Below are 14,093 nucleotides of genomic sequence, written 5' to 3' on the forward strand. Positions count from 1 at the left end.
ACACGCCCTCATCGCGAGCAGGCTCGCTCCGACATCGGTTTGTGGTGGCCCGCAGAAGGGCAATCCCGCCATTTCCCGTTTTTTTCACATCTTGTCTGGATAATTCCGCGGATTCCGGCGTCTGAGCCGGTCCCAATTGTGCTATTACCCGTAGCCTGAATTTCTGGAACGCATCCTGAATGGCCACCCGACCGCTGCCCACTGTCAAAACTGCCCGCCGCTCGCGCTTTGTCATGCGTTGGTATTCCTGGCTTTTGCTGGTGGCCGTCGCCGTTTATGGCCTCGCCTTTGCGATGCATTGGGACGATCGCGGTGTGCTCTGGCTGCATGAGCGTTTTGAAAGCCCGGCCGAGCGTCAGGAAAGTATCTGGCTACCGGATTACCGCGCAGTGATCGACGCCAAGCTGCTGCCGGGCATGGAGAAGGACGAAGCGTCGGACCTGGCTTACAACCCGCACACCAAAACCCTGTTTTCGGTCATGGGCAAAAACCCGTTCCTCGTTGAGCTGACCTTGCAAGGCGATGTCCTGCGCAAGATGCCGCTGGTGGGCTGGAGCAACCCTGAAGGCCTGACCATGATGGGCAATGGTCTGCTGGCCATCGTCGATGAGCGTGAGCATATGCTCTCCATCGTCAAGGTCGATGCCGACACGCGTGAACTGAACATCACCAACTTCCCTAAATACGACCTCGGCCCTTCGAAAGACCAGAACAAGGCCTTCGAAGCCATCGTCTATGACCCGCGCAATCAGCAAATCCTCCTGGGTGAGGAGCGTCCGCCTGCGCTGTTCAGCTGGAAAAGCGACGGCAGCCAGACCCTCAAGGGCGACAAGCAGAAACTCGCCAATGACGAACTGGACATCCGCAACCTCTCGGGACTGGCCATCGACCCGCGTACAGGCCACACCCTGGTGCTGTCCGCCGATTCCCACTTGTTGCTGGAACTGGACGAGAAGGGCGAGCAGGTCAGCTTCATGACCTTGCTGGGCGGCTTCAACGGCTTGAAGAAGACCATTCCGCGCGCCGAAGGCGTGACCATGGACGAGGCGGGCACGCTGTACATGGTGAGTGAGCCGAACCTGTTCTACCGTTTCGAAAAGCAGAAATAGGCGCTCAGAATCCAGGCGTTGTGGTCAAAGGCAACTGGCCATTAAGCTTGAATTCATACAGGCGTGATATTTCATCCGCCTGTTTCTGTTTCCGAGCCCGCCTGAATGCGCCGACTTGCCCGTCCCAAACCCCTTATTTTGATCCTGACAGTCATTGCACTGGTCGCGCTGATTGCGGTTGGCCAATACATGCGTCTGTTCGAGCGCGCCTGGTTCAACCTGCACACCCTCTGGCAACCTTTAAGCAGCGAGTCCATCGGCCTGGATCAATACCGGGTGGAGCTCGAAGCCCGGGTCATTGACGGGCTGAACGACGACGTGTCGGCGCTGACCTTCGATCCGGTGCGCAAAAGCCTGTTTACCGTCACCAACAAAAACGCCGAGCTGATCGAACTGTCGCTGGACGGGCGGATCGTCCGACGTATTTCGCTGGTCGGCTTCGGTGATCCGGAGGCGGTGGAGTTCATCAGCGCCGACACATACGTGATCACCGATGAACGCCAGCAGCGGCTGATCAAGATTCATCTGGATAAGGACACGACGTTCCTCGACGCGGCGGACGCCGAGCAGATGACCCTCGGCGTGCACATGAGCGGCAACAAGGGTTTCGAAGGCCTGGCTTACGATTCGGTGGGCAAGCGCCTGTTCGTCGCCAAGGAGCGCGACCCGATGCTGATCTACGAAGTGCAGGGCTTCCCACATTACAACCCGGAGAAATCCTACGCGGTGCATGTGGTCAACAACCCCAAGCGCGATGCCGGGATGTTCGTGCGAGACCTGTCGAGCCTGCAATACGACGAGCGCAGCGGCCATTTGCTGGCGCTGTCCGACGAGTCGCGGCTGATTCTGGAACTGGATGTGGACGGGCGACCGCTGAGCACCATGTCGCTGAGCAAGGGGCGACAGGGGTTGCAGAAGACCGTGCCGCAAGCGGAAGGCATCGCCATGGATGACGATGGCACGATGTACCTGGTGAGCGAGCCGAACCTGTTCTACGTCTTCAAAAAACCAGCGCAGAACTAACAAACACCGCAAAACCTATTGTAGGAGCGAAGCTTGCTCGCGAAGAGGCCGTAACAATCGACAGAGATGTTGAATGTGACGGCCTCTTCGCGAGCAAGCTTCGCTCCTACTGGGAGTGCGGGGTCAGGCCTTGAGGGTTTTCACGCCTTCGCTAGTGCCCAGCAGCAGCAAATCCGCCGGACGCGCCGCGAACAAACCATTGGTGACCACGCCCACAATGGCGTTGATCTGCGCCTCCAGCTCCACCGGGTTGGTGATCTGCATGTTGAACACGTCGAGGATGATGTTGCCGTTGTCGGTCAACACGCCTTCACGGTAGACCGGGTCGCCGCCGAGCTTCACCAGCTCGCGGGCCACATGGCTGCGGGCCATCGGGATCACTTCGACCGGCAGCGGGAACGCGCCGAGCACCGGCACCAGTTTGCTGGCGTCGGCGATGCAGATGAAGGTCTTGGCCACGGCCGCGACAATTTTCTCGCGAGTCAGGGCCGCGCCGCCGCCCTTGATCAAGTTCAGGTGCTCGTCGCTTTCATCGGCGCCGTCGACATAAAACTCCAGGTCGCTGACGGTGTTCAGCTCATACACCGGAATGCCGTGGCCCTTGAGGCGAGCGGCGGTGGCTTCGGAGCTGGCGACCGCGCCGTCAAACGCGCCTTTGTGCTTGGCCAGGGCGTCGATGAAGCAGTTGGCGGTGGAGCCGGTGCCGACCCCGACAATGCTCTTGTCGTCGAGTTTTGGGAGGATGAAGTCGACGGCGGCCTGAGCCACTGCCTGTTTGAGTTGATCCTGGGTCATGCGGGCTCCGAGGTGCCGAAGGAGGGAACGAAAGGCCAGCATTATAGGCTTCGGGGCAGGGAAGGTCATTGCCCGATTGGCGGGCCACGACCGTTACTTGTAGGAGCGAGGCTTGCCCGCGAAAGCGATCGTACCGCCAACATTTATGTTGGATGTGACGGCCTCTTCGCGGGCAAGCCTCGCTCCCACAGGTTCATGATCCCTTCCATGGACGGTAAAACCACCTGTTTAGTGTGGTCGTCCGGCCGAAAGCCGGGTTAGACTCCTTGGCCCTGCCCAACCCGCTCAGTGATGCTTTCCGATGCTCGAACAGTACGTCAAAAAGATCCTCACCTCGCGCGTTTATGACGTTGCCGTAGAAACCCCGTTGCAGACTGCTCGCCAGCTCTCCGAGCGGCTGGGCAATTCCATTTGGCTCAAGCGTGAAGACTTGCAGCCGGTGTTCTCGTTCAAGATTCGCGGCGCCTACAACAAGTTGACGCAGTTGAGCGATGAAGAGCGCGCTCGCGGTGTGGTCACCGCCTCGGCGGGCAACCACGCGCAGGGCCTGGCCCTGGCGGCAAAAGTGCTGGGCGTGAAAGCCACCATCGTCATGCCCAAGACCACCCCGGAAATCAAGGTCGAAGGCGTGCGCTCCCGTGGCGGCAAAGTCGTGCTGCACGGCGATTCGTTCCCGGAAGCCCTGGCCTACTCGCTCAAACTGGTCGACGAAAAAGGCTACGTCTACATTCACCCTTACGACGATCCCCACACTATTGCCGGGCAGGGCACCGTGGCGATGGAGATTCTGCGCCAGCACCCCGGGCGTCTGGATGCGATCTTCGTTCCGGTGGGCGGCGGCGGGTTGATCGCCGGGATCGCTGCGTATGTGAAATACCTGCGCCCTGAAATCAAAATCATCGGCGTCGAACCGGACGATTCCAACTGCCTGCAAGCGGCCATGGCGGCCGGCGAGCGCGTGGTGCTGCCGACCGTGGGCCTGTTCGCCGATGGTGTCGCGGTGGCGCAGATCGGTCAGCACACCTTCGATATCTGCAAAGACTACGTCGATGAGGTGATCACCGTCAGCACCGACGAAATCTGCGCGGCGATCAAGGACATCTACGACGATACCCGCTCGATCACCGAACCTGCCGGCGCCCTGGGCGTGGCCGGGATCAAGAAGTACGTCGAGCAACGCGGTGTCACCGGGCACACCTTTGTCGCCATCGATTCCGGCGCCAACGTCAACTTCGACCGCTTGCGCCACGTTGCCGAGCGCGCCGAGCTGGGCGAGGGCCGCGAAGCCATCATCGCCGTGACCATTCCCGAGAAACCGGGCAGCTTCAAGGCGTTCTGCGAAGCCATCGGCAAGCGCCAGATCACCGAATTCAACTACCGCTACAACACTGGCAGCGAAGCGCATATCTTCGTCGGCGTGCAGACGCATCCGGAAACCGACCCGCGCAGTGCGCTGATCGCCAGCCTCAGCGAGCAGGGTTTCCCGGTGCTGGACCTGACCGATAACGAACTGGCCAAGTTGCACATACGTCACATGGTCGGTGGCCGCGCGGCCCAGGTCGTCGATGAAGTGGTGCTGCGCTTTGAATTCCCGGAACGTCCGGGTGCGCTGTTCAACTTCCTCAACAAGCTCGGCGGGCGCTGGAACATCTCGATGTTCCACTACCGCAACCACGGCGCGGCGGATGGCCGTGTGGTCGCGGGCCTGCAAGTGCCTCACGACGAACGTCATCTGGTTCCTGCGGCGCTTGAGGAAATCGGTTACCCGTACTGGGATGAAAGCGACAATCCGGCCTATCAGCTGTTTCTCGGCTGAGCGGCTACGCTGATGGGCAGTCTCTAAGGAAGTCGAACAATGGAAACGTTAACCGCCCTGAAAATGGCGCACACCGCGGCGACGGCAATATTGTTGGGTTGTGCGCTGGGCTTGGGGATATGGTTTTGGCAAACGCGGCGTCGTGGTGATGCGACTGCTGCAGCGCGCACGTTGCAACGGCCTCGGGTGTTCGTTTGGCTGTTGATGGGCCTGGCGCTGCTGAGCATGCCGTTCACCGGCTGGTGGATGGTGCATCTGGTGGGCTGGCCGTTGGGGCAGACGTGGTTGCTCGCGTCGAGTGTGCTTTACACCCTGGCAGCGTTGGGGTGGTTCTGGTTGTTGGTGCGGCTGAACAAGCTGCGTACTGCGCCGGGCGGCAGCGGCAAGTTCACCTTTGCTCTCGCGCTGTTCAGCTTTGTCTGCTTTATCGCCATTGCGGGGTTGATGGGCGCCAAGCCGGTTTAAGGCTTGAAACCGAGGCGATCCCTTCGCGGGCAAGCCTCGCTCCTACAGGTGATGTGTCGAGTCTGTAGTCGGCTACCACCACAAATCCTGTAGGCGCGAGGCTTGCCCGCGAAAGCAATTTCAGTCGCGCAACGAAATTACCGGCCAGCCACGCTGCTCGGCCTCGGCGCGCAAATTCGGATCAGGATCGACCGCCACCGGATTCGCCACTTGCTCCAGCAACGCAAAATCATTCATCGAGTCGCTGTAGAAATAGCTGTCTTCCAGCGAATGCCCGGTCTCTTCCAGCCAACGATTCAACCGCGTGACCTTGCCTTCGCGGAAGCACGGAACATCGGTGCTGCGCCCGGTATAACGGCCATCAACCATCTCGCATTCCGTGGCGATCAGAGTTTCAACCCCCAGACGCTGGGCAATCGGCCCGGTGACGAAACGGTTAGTCGCGGTGATGATCACCAATTTGTCGCCAGCCTCGCGGTGCTTGGCCAGCAAATCGATAGCCTTGGGCAGCACAATCGGCTCAATGCAATCGCGCATGTAATCCAGGTGCCATTGATCCAGTGTGGCCATCTCGGTGCGGCCGAGGACTTCCAGGCAAAAGTTCAGATAAGCATCGTTATCCAGCTTGCCGGCCAGGTAATCCTGATAGAACTCGTCGTTGCGTGCCTTGTAGGCGACGGCATCGAGGAAGCCGCGCTCGCACAGGTAATCGCCCCAGGCGTGGTCACTGTCGCCGCCCAAAAGCGTGTTGTCCAAGTCGAATAAAGCCAGCCGCATTGCAGTTACTCGCTGAAAAGTCTGTAGAAAGGCGTCCAGAATACGGACTTTTCACAAGAGTGCACATAAGGTAGGTCGGCTCGTTGCTGCCTTCACAACCTTTGTGGAACAATGCGGCGACATGCGTTTGCGAGGTTGTTGCCGTGATCGACCCCGATGGTTTCCGCCCCAATGTCGGGATCATTCTCACGAATGATGCCGGACAGGTGCTATGGGCTCGCCGTATCAATCAAGATGCCTGGCAGTTTCCACAGGGCGGGATCAACCCCCAGGAGACGCCGGAAGACGCCTTGTACCGCGAGTTGAACGAAGAAGTGGGTCTTGAGCGCGAAGATGTTGAAATTCTCGCCTGCACCCGGGGCTGGTTGCGCTATCGTTTGCCGCAACGTCTGGTCAGAACACACAGCCAACCGCTGTGCATCGGCCAGAAACAGAAATGGTTTCTCCTGCGCCTGATCTCCAACGAGCAGCGGGTGCGGATGGATTTGACCGGTAAACCGGAGTTCGATGGCTGGCGCTGGGTCAGTTATTGGTATCCGTTGGGCCAGGTGGTGACATTCAAGCGCGAGGTGTATCGACGCGCTCTCAAAGAGCTTGCCCCGCGCCTTTTAACGCGCGACTGACGACGGAGTTCGACCCCGAGCCATGCTCAATACGCTGCGCAAGATCGTCCAGGAAGTTAACTCCGCCAAGGATCTCAAGGCGGCGTTGGGGATTATTGTGTTGCGCGTCAAAGAGGCCATGGGCAGCCAGGTCTGCTCGGTCTACCTGCTTGACCCCGAGACCAACCGCTTCGTGCTGATGGCGACCGAGGGCTTGAACAAGCGCTCGATCGGCAAAGTCAGCATGGCACCCAACGAAGGTCTGGTTGGCCTGGTCGGCACGCGTGAAGAACCCCTGAACCTCGAAAACGCCGCGGATCACCCGCGCTACCGCTACTTCGCCGAAACGGGCGAGGAGCGCTACGCCTCCTTCCTCGGGGCGCCGATCATTCACCACCGCCGCGTCGTCGGCGTGTTGGTCATTCAGCAAAAAGAACGCCGCCAGTTCGATGAAGGTGAAGAAGCCTTCCTCGTGACCATGAGCGCGCAGCTCGCCGGCGTTATCGCCCACGCCGAAGCCACCGGTTCGATCCGTGGCCTGGGCCGTCAGGGCAAAGGCATTCAGGAAGCCAAGTTCGTCGGTGTACCGGGTTCGCCGGGTGCGGCGGTCGGGACCGCGGTGGTCATGCTGCCGCCGGCCGACCTGGACGTGGTGCCCGACAAGACCATCTCCGATATCGCCGCCGAACTCGGGCTGTTCAAGACCGCCATCGAAGGCGTTCGCGCCGACATGCGTGCCTTGTCCGCCAAATTGGCCTCGCAGCTGCGCCCCGAAGAGCGGGCCTTGTTCGACGTCTACCTGATGATGCTCGCCGACGAAGCGCTGGGCAACGAAGTGACCACGGTGATCAAGACCGGTCAGTGGGCCCAGGGTGCGTTGCGTCAGGTGGTCACGGAGCACGTCAACCGTTTCGAATTGATGGACGACGCGTACCTGCGTGAGCGAGCCTCGGACGTCAAGGACCTTGGCCGCCGTTTGCTCGCCTACTTGCAGGAAGAGCGTCAGCAGAATCTGGTCTATCCGGAAAAAACCATTCTGGTCAGCGAAGAACTGACGCCGGCCATGCTCGGCGAGGTGCCGGAAGGCACGCTGGTCGGTCTGGTCTCGGTCCTCGGTTCGGGTAACTCCCACGTCGCGATCCTCGCCCGGGCGATGGGCATACCGACGGTGATGGGCCTGGTCGACCTGCCCTATGCCAAGGTCGACGGCATCGAATTGATCGTCGATGGTAATCGCGGCGAGGTCTACACCAACCCCAGCGACGTGCTGCGCAAGCAGTTCGCCGAAGTGGTGGAAGAAGAGAAACAGCTGGCGCTGGGTCTGGACTCTTTGCGCGACTTGCCGTGCGTGACCCTCGATGGCCACCGCATGCCGCTGTGGGTCAACACCGGTCTGCTGGCGGACGTGGCGCGAGCGCAGAAGCGTGGTGCCGAAGGGGTCGGTCTGTACCGCACCGAAGTGCCGTTCATGATCAACCAGAGGTTCCCGAGCGAAAAGGAGCAGCTGGCGATCTACCGCGAGCAACTCGCCGCGTTCCATCCGCAACCGGTCACCATGCGTAGCCTGGACATCGGCGGCGACAAGTCGCTGTCGTACTTCCCGATCAAGGAAGACAACCCGTTCCTCGGCTGGCGCGGCATTCGCGTTACCCTCGACCACCCGGAAATCTTCCTGGTGCAGACCCGCGCCATGCTCAAGGCCAGCGAAGGCTTGAACAACCTGCGGATTCTGCTGCCGATGATCTCCGGCACCCATGAACTCGAAGAAGCCCTGCACCTGATTCACCGGGCATGGGGCGAAGTCCGCGACGAAGGCACCGACGTGCCAATGCCGCCGATTGGCGTGATGATCGAGATTCCGGCGGCGGTGTATCAGACCAAGGAACTGGCGCGGCAGGTGGACTTCCTGTCGGTCGGCTCCAACGACCTGACTCAATACCTGCTCGCGGTGGACCGGAACAACCCGCGTGTAGCCGACCTTTACGACTATCTGCACCCGGCGGTGCTGCAAGCGTTGCAGAACGTGGTGCGTGATGCCCATGCCGAAGGCAAGCCTGTGAGCATTTGCGGCGAGATGGCCGGTGACCCGGCGGCGGCGGTGCTGTTGATGGCGATGGGCTTCGACAGCCTGTCGATGAACGCCACCAACCTGCCGAAAGTGAAGTGGATGCTGCGTCAGATCAACCTGAGCAAGGCCCAGGAATTGCTGGCTGAACTGATGACCATCGACAACCCGCAAGTGATCCACAGCTCGCTGCAATTGGCGCTGAAAAACCTTGGGTTGGCGCGGATGGTCAATCCGGCTTCGGTCAAAACCCTCTGAAAGGCTGATGGCCCCTTCGCGGGCAAGCCTCGCTCCTACAGGGATTACCTGACCCTTGTAGGAGCGAGGCTTGCCCGCGAAGACGTCCTCGAACACTCCAAAAATCTAAACCCAGATCTCCACTTCCCCCAAATGCCCCCCATACGGCCCGAAACTCCGTTCGACCATCCGCCGCGTCCCATCCGCCTGAACAATCAGCGCCGTACTCGCACGCGTCCCATAAGTCGGACTGGCAATAAACACACTCGACAGCAACGTCTCGGTCGCCAACCCCACCCCGGTATCCGGCAACTCGGCGAAGGGTGCGGTCTGCGGATCTTTCAGCAACGCCAGTAACGCCTCTGGCTGCGGATCCTCCAGCACTTCCTCCAGTGCCGCCCGTGCCTTGAGCAATTTAGGCCACGGCGTATCCAGCCCGGCATTCGACAGCCCATAAATCCCAGGCGCCAGCATCACCGCCTCAGACTCCCGCGCATTGAAGTGCCACAGCTCGTTGGCATTGCCGATCAGCAGATTAAATCCGGCATATTCCAGCGAACGTCCGACAACGTCGCTTAAGTAATCATCAATTGGCATATTGCCCAAGAGAAAACCCGCCACCAGCTCACCTCGGGATTTTCGCGATGGCGACTGATTCGGATCACGAATATTGGTCAGCGCAGCAAAACGCCCATTGGCACCAATACCGAGCCAGGTGCCGCCGGCTTCGAGGTCGAGACCCGCGTAGACATGCGGTGCGTGCGGCCATTGCGCCAGGGGCTGGCTGGGCCGGGCATAGAACTCGTCGCGGTTGGCCGCCACGATCAGCGGCTGGGCGTGACCCGGTCGCCAGGCAAAAACAATCAGGCACATAAGGTGGTCCTTGTGTGTTTTTTGCTCACTCTACGCAGTCGTCGCCTGTCGTTCCATTGCCATCCGCAGTGGAGCCCGAGGCCACGCATCCGTTACCATGCCGCTCCGGTTTTGCCTAAGCATTGAGATCGTCCATGGAATTTCTGCTCTATCTGGCGCTGGGCGCCTGCGCAGGCGTGCTGGCCGGGCTGTTCGGGGTAGGTGGCGGGATCATCATCGTCCCGGTGCTGGTGTTCAGTTTCACCTTGCAGGGCTTCGACGCCTCGATCCTGACCCACCTGGCGGTCGGCACGTCCCTGGCAACGATCATCTTTACGTCGGTCAATGCCGTCCGCGAACATCATCGTCGTGGCGCCGTGCGTTGGCCGATATTCGTGTGGATGACCGTCGGAATTCTGATGGGTGCCGGTTTCGGGGCGCTGACGGCCGAAGCGATCTCCGGCCCGAATCTGCAGAAAATCATCGGTGTGTTTGCGCTGATCATCGCCGCGCAACTGGCGCTGGACGTCAAACCCAAGGCCAGTCGAACGGTGCCCGGCAAACTCGGTCTCACCGTGGCCGGCAGTGTGATTGGCTGGGCCTCGGCGATTTTCGGCATTGGCGGCGGCTCGTTGACCGTGCCGTTCCTGACCTGGCGCAGCGTGCCGATGCAGCAAGCCGTGGCGACTTCGTCGGCTTGCGGCCTGCCCATCGCCTTGGCCAGTGCATCAAGTTTCATGATTCTGGGCTGGCACGATCCCTTGCTGCCGGCCCATAGTCTCGGTTTTATCTATTTGCCGGCGCTGCTGGGGATTGCCCTGACCAGCATGGTGTTCGCCCGCCTCGGTGCGCGACTGGCCCACAGGCTGTCGCCAAAGTTGCTGAAAAGGCTGTTCGCGGCTTTGCTGTTCTGCGTAGGCCTGAGCTTCCTGCTCTAGCTCGCAATGCTGGCTTAATCCTGAGGTGGCAGCGTCGCCCGGGAATTCTGGTTTCAACTTTCAACAAGGAGTCGCAATGCTGCCTTACCCGCAGATCGACCCGGTGGCCCTGGCCATCGGTCCGCTGAAAATCCACTGGTACGGTCTGATGTACCTGATCGGCATCGGCGGCGCCTGGCTGCTGGCATCGCGCCGGCTCAACCGTTTCGACCCGACCTGGACCAAGGAAAAGCTTTCCGACATGGTCTTCTGGATGTCGATGGGCGTTATCGTCGGCGGCCGCCTGGGCTATGTGCTGTTCTACGATCTGAACGCTTATCTGGCCAACCCGACACTGATTTTCGAAGTATGGAAGGGCGGCATGTCGTTCCATGGCGGCTTCATCGGCGTGATGCTGGCCGCGTTGTGGTTCGGCAAGAAGAACAACAAGTCGTTCTTCCAGCTGATGGATTTCGTCGCGCCGATGGTGCCGATCGGCCTGGGTGCCGGGCGCATCGGTAACTTCATCAACGCCGAGTTGTGGGGTAAGGCGACCGACGTGCCGTGGGCAATGATCTTCCCGACCGATCCGGCGCAACTGGCGCGTCACCCGTCGCAGCTGTACCAGTTCGCGCTCGAAGGCGTGGCCCTGTTTGCCATTCTCTGGCTGTTCTCGCGCAAGCCGCGGCCGACCATGGCGGTGTCCGGGATGTTTGCCCTGTTCTACGGCATCTTCCGTTTCATCGTGGAGTTTGTCCGCGTACCGGACGCGCAACTGGGCTATCTGGCCTGGAACTGGCTGACTATGGGCCAAGTGCTCTGCGTACCGATGATCGTTGGCGGGCTGTTCCTGATCTGGCTGGCGTATCACCGCGCCCCGGCGACTCCAGCGGCTGCCGTATAAATTCGAATCCCGGGGTGACGGCCCCGGGTTCAAGGACACAGGTAATTCATGAAGCAATATCTCGAACTGGTCGCCCACGTCATCAAGAACGGCACCAAGCAAGCCAACCGCACCGGCGTGAACACCATCAGCTTTCCGGGCGCGATGCTGCGTTATGACCTGAAAGAAGGTTTCCCGGCGATCACCACGCGCAAGATGGCCTTCAAATCGGCCATCGGCGAGATGTGTGGTTTCCTGCGTGGCGTGAACAACGCCGCCGAATTCCGCGCGCTGGGCTGCAAGGTCTGGGATCAGAACGCCAACGAAAACGCGCAGTGGCTGGCCAATCCGTTCCGTCAGGGTGAAGACGACCTTGGCGAAATCTACGGCGTGCAATGGCGCAAATGGCCGGCGTACAAGCAGATTCCGGTCAGCAATCAGGCCGCTATCGAACAGACCCTGAGCCAGGGTTATCGTCAGATCGCCGAAGGCGAGGAAGACGGTCAGGCCTATGTCGTTCTGTACAAGGCGATCGACCAGGTCCGCCAGTGCGTCGACACCATCATCAAGGACCCGGGCAGCCGCCGCATTCTGTTCCACGGCTGGAACGTCGCCCAACTCGATGAAATGGCTTTGCCGCCGTGCCACCTGCTGTACCAGTTCCACCCGAATGTCGAGACCAGGGAAATCTCCCTGACGCTCTACATCCGCTCCAACGACCTAGGGCTGGGCACGCCGTTCAACCTCACCGAAGGCGCCGCGTTGCTGAGTCTGATCGGCCGACTGACCGGCTACACACCGCGCTGGTTCACCTATTTCATCGGTGATGCCCACGTTTACGAAAACCATTTGGACATGCTCAACGAACAGCTCAAGCGCGAGCCGTTCCCGATGCCGAAACTGGTGATCAGTGACCGTGTGCCGGAGTTTGCCAAGACCGGCTTGTATCAGCCGGAGTGGCTGGAGTTGATCGAGCCGAGCGATTTCTCGCTTGAGGGGTATCAGCATCACGCGCCGATGACGGCACCGATGGCCGTCTGATTGTTTGACGGGCAGGGCTGTTTTATTAGAAAAGGTTCTACCTGACTGTCATTTCTGCCAGTAGGCGAATAAATGAGAGGGTGTTTGACTGATCACGAGGCCATCAGGCCGTGGTCAGCAACACTCTCTTTTTATTTCAGGAGCCTTGTCATGAATAACACTGCGGCCGGTGTAACGGACGGCTTTTCGGAGCGACATTTCGGCACAAACCCTCTAAGGAGCGGATTGACAGGAGCACCGTTCGTTGGCTGTGAAAGCCAGTCGGGGCTCTTTCATTTCATTCCGGGCCTCGATCCATGGGGATGCGTGGTGCCCATGGAGGTTTTCACCGGCGCACCGATCTTCGTCGATTCACTTCGAGTGGTCGTGGCGGTAAACGATAGAGAATTTCAGATCGGCGATCAGGTTCGAGTGCAATGGGCGGCGTTTGGCGGTTCGGGGGGCAATTATCAGTCGCAGCCGCAGTCCGTACAGAGTTTTATGCCGTTGCATTTTGTTGTGCCCGACGACACGGCAAGGCAGTTTGAAGGAGACCGGGTCGAGGTCATTTTTGTCATCGAAAGAAGCGGGGGCGCTATACCTTCTGCATCATTGCTCATGACCTTCGCCCCGGCACTGATTCAAACCGGCCCGGTCTCTATTGAGGGCGTCTCTGAGGGCGTTCTGGAGATTGACCCACATCCCGATGGCGTCGTTCTGACCATTCCGCGGATTGAAAACCTGCGAACAAACAACGCCATTGAAATGCTCTGGATAAGTAGCGCGAATGGCGGGCAGGGCGGAGCCTGGAGAGACTATCAGCGCAAGTTGACGGTCAATCCCGATTCCCCCCTCAAGTTTCGGATTGAGCCCTCTGTCTATCAAAAGCATCGGGGTGAGACCGTTCACCTGCGCTGCAGTCTTTTTCTGGGCTCGGGCATGGTCCCGGGCATCGGTTACGGCATGGGGCATCGAGGCATATTGGAATTCAAGTTGATCTAGTCGCTGATGTGGCGATGGGGCTAATGCCCATGACTCCTGCCGACATGGGAATGCTCAACTTCCGTCGCCACCACCCCGCCACTCACTTCCAGCCGCTGCAAAATCCCGCACTGATCAATGTCCGGGCCCTCGCCACAGCGTTGGCGCAGGTCGAGCAGTTGCGTCTGTAACGCCATCAATCCGTCGATCCGCGCTTTCACGTGATGAATGTGCTCGTCGATCAACGCGTTCACGCTTTCGCACTGATCCTGCGGACTGTCGCGCAGGGCCAGCAGGCTGCGGATCTCTTCCAGGGTCATGTCGAGCGTGCGGCAGTTGCGGATGAAGGTCAGGCGTTCGGCGTGGGCCTGAGTGTAGACCCGGTAGTTGCCGTCGCTGCGGGCGGGCTCCGGCAGCAGGTTTTCGCGCTCGTAGTAGCGGATGGTTTCGACGGCGCAGTCGGTGAGTTTCGCCAGTTCTCCAATCTTCATGACAGCAATCTCCAAAAGGGTGCTTGACCCTATAGTGGCTACAGGGTCTTTACTTGGCAA

At 60.0% G+C, this 14,093-nt stretch carries 14 protein-coding genes; 10 read left to right on the plus strand and 4 right to left on the minus strand.

The genetic code is table 11. From position 1 onward, the window contains the following. The first annotated feature begins 179 nt into the window (after positions 1–179). Both BLU63_RS11930 and BLU63_RS11935 read left to right on the plus strand, forming a co-directional pair. Positions 180–1,109, plus strand: a complete 930-nt coding sequence (locus BLU63_RS11930; RefSeq protein ID WP_083375519.1) for an SdiA-regulated domain-containing protein — start codon at positions 180–182, stop codon at positions 1,107–1,109. 105 nt (positions 1,110–1,214) lie between these two features. Next, entirely contained in the window at positions 1,215–2,132 is a 918-nt protein-coding gene (locus tag BLU63_RS11935; RefSeq protein WP_083375520.1) for an SdiA-regulated domain-containing protein, read from the plus strand. A gap of 123 nt (positions 2,133–2,255) precedes the next feature. On the opposite strand, the gene rpiA is transcribed toward BLU63_RS11935, so the two are convergent. Continuing rightward, positions 2,256–2,927, minus strand: coding sequence for a ribose-5-phosphate isomerase RpiA (gene rpiA / locus BLU63_RS11940; RefSeq protein WP_010466726.1), 672 nt, complete (start codon positions 2,925–2,927; stop codon positions 2,256–2,258). Positions 2,928–3,228: 301 nt separating this feature from the next. Here rpiA and ilvA point away from each other — a divergent pair, with 301 nt between their 5' ends. Both ilvA and BLU63_RS11950 read left to right on the plus strand, forming a co-directional pair. Then, positions 3,229–4,743: a threonine ammonia-lyase, biosynthetic gene (ilvA, locus tag BLU63_RS11945; RefSeq protein WP_010466728.1), complete on the plus strand. Its 1,515-nt coding sequence runs from the start codon at positions 3,229–3,231 to the stop codon at positions 4,741–4,743. A gap of 39 nt (positions 4,744–4,782) precedes the next feature. Then, on the plus strand, positions 4,783–5,208 hold the full coding sequence (locus BLU63_RS11950) for a DUF2269 domain-containing protein (RefSeq protein ID WP_077747195.1): 426 nt from the start codon (positions 4,783–4,785) through the stop codon (positions 5,206–5,208). Positions 5,209–5,328: 120 nt separating this feature from the next. Here the strand turns inward: BLU63_RS11950 and BLU63_RS11955 are convergent, their stop codons facing one another. Next, positions 5,329–5,985, minus strand: a complete 657-nt coding sequence (locus BLU63_RS11955; RefSeq protein ID WP_010466731.1) for a histidinol-phosphatase — start codon at positions 5,983–5,985, stop codon at positions 5,329–5,331. A 143-nt stretch (positions 5,986–6,128) separates the two neighbouring features. Between BLU63_RS11955 and BLU63_RS11960 the strand changes: the two genes are divergently transcribed. Together BLU63_RS11960 and ptsP are read left to right on the plus strand one after the other, a co-directional pair. After that, entirely contained in the window at positions 6,129–6,608 is a 480-nt protein-coding gene (locus BLU63_RS11960) for an RNA pyrophosphohydrolase (RefSeq protein WP_007945562.1), read from the plus strand. 22 nt (positions 6,609–6,630) lie between these two features. After that, positions 6,631–8,910, plus strand: a complete 2,280-nt coding sequence (gene ptsP, locus BLU63_RS11965) for a phosphoenolpyruvate--protein phosphotransferase (RefSeq protein WP_083375521.1) — start codon at positions 6,631–6,633, stop codon at positions 8,908–8,910. 105 nt (positions 8,911–9,015) lie between these two features. Here ptsP and BLU63_RS11970 read toward each other — a convergent pair whose 3' ends face one another. Beyond that, positions 9,016–9,762: an NRDE family protein gene (locus tag BLU63_RS11970; protein WP_083375522.1), complete on the minus strand. Its 747-nt coding sequence runs from the start codon at positions 9,760–9,762 to the stop codon at positions 9,016–9,018. 134 nt (positions 9,763–9,896) lie between these two features. Between BLU63_RS11970 and BLU63_RS11975 the strand changes: the two genes are divergently transcribed. The 4 genes from BLU63_RS11975 (at position 9,897) to BLU63_RS11990 (ending at position 13,563) form a co-directional block, all read left to right on the plus strand. Continuing rightward, the gene (locus tag BLU63_RS11975; protein WP_077747197.1) at positions 9,897–10,679 is read left to right on the plus strand and encodes a sulfite exporter TauE/SafE family protein; all 783 of its coding nucleotides are present in this window, start codon (positions 9,897–9,899) and stop codon (positions 10,677–10,679) included. Positions 10,680–10,755: 76 nt separating this feature from the next. Next, on the plus strand, positions 10,756–11,562 hold the full coding sequence (gene lgt / locus BLU63_RS11980; protein ID WP_010466741.1) for a prolipoprotein diacylglyceryl transferase: 807 nt from the start codon (positions 10,756–10,758) through the stop codon (positions 11,560–11,562). Between the two features lie 48 nt (positions 11,563–11,610). Further along, positions 11,611–12,582, plus strand: a complete 972-nt coding sequence (locus BLU63_RS11985) for a thymidylate synthase (protein WP_083375523.1) — start codon at positions 11,611–11,613, stop codon at positions 12,580–12,582. Between the two features lie 150 nt (positions 12,583–12,732). Continuing rightward, a complete protein-coding gene (locus BLU63_RS11990; protein WP_083375524.1) occupies positions 12,733–13,563 on the plus strand; it encodes a hypothetical protein in 831 nt (276 codons plus the stop codon). Between the two features lie 20 nt (positions 13,564–13,583). On the opposite strand, the gene cadR is transcribed toward BLU63_RS11990, so the two are convergent. Continuing rightward, positions 13,584–14,033, minus strand: a complete 450-nt coding sequence (gene cadR / locus BLU63_RS11995; protein WP_010466748.1) for a Cd(II)/Pb(II)-responsive transcriptional regulator — start codon at positions 14,031–14,033, stop codon at positions 13,584–13,586. Between the last annotated feature and the right edge of the window lie 60 nt (positions 14,034–14,093).

The sequence above is a fragment of the Pseudomonas mandelii genome, from assembly GCF_900106065.1.
Classification (GTDB): Bacteria; Pseudomonadota; Gammaproteobacteria; order Pseudomonadales; family Pseudomonadaceae; genus Aquipseudomonas; species Aquipseudomonas mandelii.

Bases quoted from the DNA above. Each gene is read 5' to 3' on its own strand.
- BLU63_RS11930 (WP_083375519.1), top strand. From the start codon at position 180: ATGGCCACCCGACCGCTGCCCACTGTCAAAACTGCCCGCCGCTCGCGC.
- BLU63_RS11935 (WP_083375520.1), top strand. From the start codon at position 1,215: ATGCGCCGACTTGCCCGTCCCAAACCCCTTATTTTGATCCTGACAGTC.
- rpiA (WP_010466726.1), bottom strand. From the start codon at position 2,927: ATGACCCAGGATCAACTCAAACAGGCAGTGGCTCAGGCCGCCGTCGAC.
- ilvA (WP_010466728.1), top strand. From the start codon at position 3,229: ATGCTCGAACAGTACGTCAAAAAGATCCTCACCTCGCGCGTTTATGAC.
- BLU63_RS11950 (WP_077747195.1), top strand. From the start codon at position 4,783: ATGGAAACGTTAACCGCCCTGAAAATGGCGCACACCGCGGCGACGGCA.
- BLU63_RS11955 (WP_010466731.1), bottom strand. From the start codon at position 5,985: ATGCGGCTGGCTTTATTCGACTTGGACAACACGCTTTTGGGCGGCGAC.
- ptsP (WP_083375521.1), top strand. From the start codon at position 6,631: ATGCTCAATACGCTGCGCAAGATCGTCCAGGAAGTTAACTCCGCCAAG.
- BLU63_RS11970 (WP_083375522.1), bottom strand. From the start codon at position 9,762: ATGTGCCTGATTGTTTTTGCCTGGCGACCGGGTCACGCCCAGCCGCTG.
- BLU63_RS11975 (WP_077747197.1), top strand. From the start codon at position 9,897: ATGGAATTTCTGCTCTATCTGGCGCTGGGCGCCTGCGCAGGCGTGCTG.
- lgt (WP_010466741.1), top strand. From the start codon at position 10,756: ATGCTGCCTTACCCGCAGATCGACCCGGTGGCCCTGGCCATCGGTCCG.
- BLU63_RS11985 (WP_083375523.1), top strand. From the start codon at position 11,611: ATGAAGCAATATCTCGAACTGGTCGCCCACGTCATCAAGAACGGCACC.
- BLU63_RS11990 (WP_083375524.1), top strand. From the start codon at position 12,733: ATGAATAACACTGCGGCCGGTGTAACGGACGGCTTTTCGGAGCGACAT.
- cadR (WP_010466748.1), bottom strand. From the start codon at position 14,033: ATGAAGATTGGAGAACTGGCGAAACTCACCGACTGCGCCGTCGAAACC.